2 protein-coding genes are annotated in these 1,205 nt (G+C 61.4%); both read right to left on the reverse strand.

Annotated features, from left to right (window positions below; genetic code table 11):
* Positions 1-720, reverse strand: a 720-nt coding sequence (locus tag EXE44_RS16885) for a PAS domain S-box protein (protein WP_137717975.1), incomplete at its 3' end; no start/stop codon positions are given.
* Between the two features lie 235 nt (positions 721-955).
* A complete protein-coding gene (locus EXE44_RS20380) occupies positions 956-1,102 on the reverse strand; it encodes a hypothetical protein (RefSeq protein WP_158293488.1) in 147 nt (48 codons plus the stop codon).
* Positions 1,103-1,205 lie beyond the last annotated feature (103 nt).

Below are 1,205 nucleotides of genomic sequence, written 5' to 3' on the forward strand. Positions count from 1 at the left end.
GTCACAGTCGGCCCAGACGTTACGCGCGATCGCGTCTAAATCGACATCCTCCCGCTCGTGAATCAGATCGCCTTCTCGGGTGAGCTGGAGGAGCTCCGACAGCATCTCTTCCATGCGGTCGGCGGCGTCCTCGACCGCGTCGAAATGTTCTGAGTCGCCGGTCTGTCTGGCGAGTTCCGCGTGCCCTTGAATGATTGAAAGGGGGTTTTGGAGGTCGTGTGAAACGATACCGGCGAACCGGTCGAGCCGTTCGACCTTCTGCTCCAGCCGGCGCCGGGTTTGAACGCGTCCCGAGATGTCTCGGAGCATCGCGATCATCCGTCTCGGTTCGGCGTCCGCCGCACCCGCCGTCGACTCCAAGGCCGCCCCGGAGACTTCGGTGGGGACCTTCTCTCCGTCCTTCGTCAGACACGTGAGATCGTCTGTGAAGCCGGTTCCCTCGCTTTTGACCTGCGAGATGAACTCCTCTCGAACCCGGTCGATATCGTCCGGGTGGATGTCCTCGGGATCCATCGAGAGCAGCTCCTCGCGGGAGTACCCCAACAGTTCGCACGCGCGTGGATTGACGTCGACGAACGACTCGGTCTCGAAGTCGACGATCATGACGGCGTCGTTGTTGTACTCGAAGACCTTTTGATATCGCTCTTCGACCGATGCGGGGTCCCCACCGGTTCCGCTCGCCTCAATGCCTTCGCCACCGTCCGTTGATTCGTTGCCCATGTGTCGACTGTCCAGTTTGCGATTCTGGTGGTCGGTTCGACCGGTCGGACCCAAACGGCGGTCGGACAGTTGCGGCCGAAGTCCGTTTCCGCCTCTCTATGGTTAGTTACTGCTCCGATGATATAATATTTCACTGGTCGGACGCAGGGGACATCGGACGGCTCTCGTGTGCCGGTGCGCTCGGCGATGGGCCGGTCTTCCTCGGCGCGCGCCGCGGCGACGCAGACACGACAGGTTACTCTGGCTTCCGCGCGTCCGCGTCGACGAACGTCTCACAGGTGAGGCAGTACTCGCGCTCCGCTTTCAGTTCCGAGGGCTCGATGATCGCGAGCCTGCTTTCCGTCTCGTCGCCGCAGGTCGGACAGGTAGCGTCCCCGCTCATAACTCGATCTGAATGGGTTTACGCTTCGTCCCCGAAGTTCTCTTCGTAGGCGTCGGGGTGATTCTCCTTGGCGTGGTCTTTCAGTTCGTCGAGCGTGTCGAAC

This window comes from Halorubrum sp. SS7, assembly GCF_005435055.1.
In the GTDB taxonomy this organism is placed as follows: domain Archaea; phylum Halobacteriota; class Halobacteria; order Halobacteriales; family Haloferacaceae; genus Halorubrum; species Halorubrum salinarum.

Excerpts from the sequence above, each read along its gene's own strand:
- EXE44_RS20380 (WP_158293488.1), bottom strand. The coding sequence starts at position 1,102 with ATGAGCGGGGACGCTACCTGTCCGACCTGCGGCGACGAGACGGAAAGC.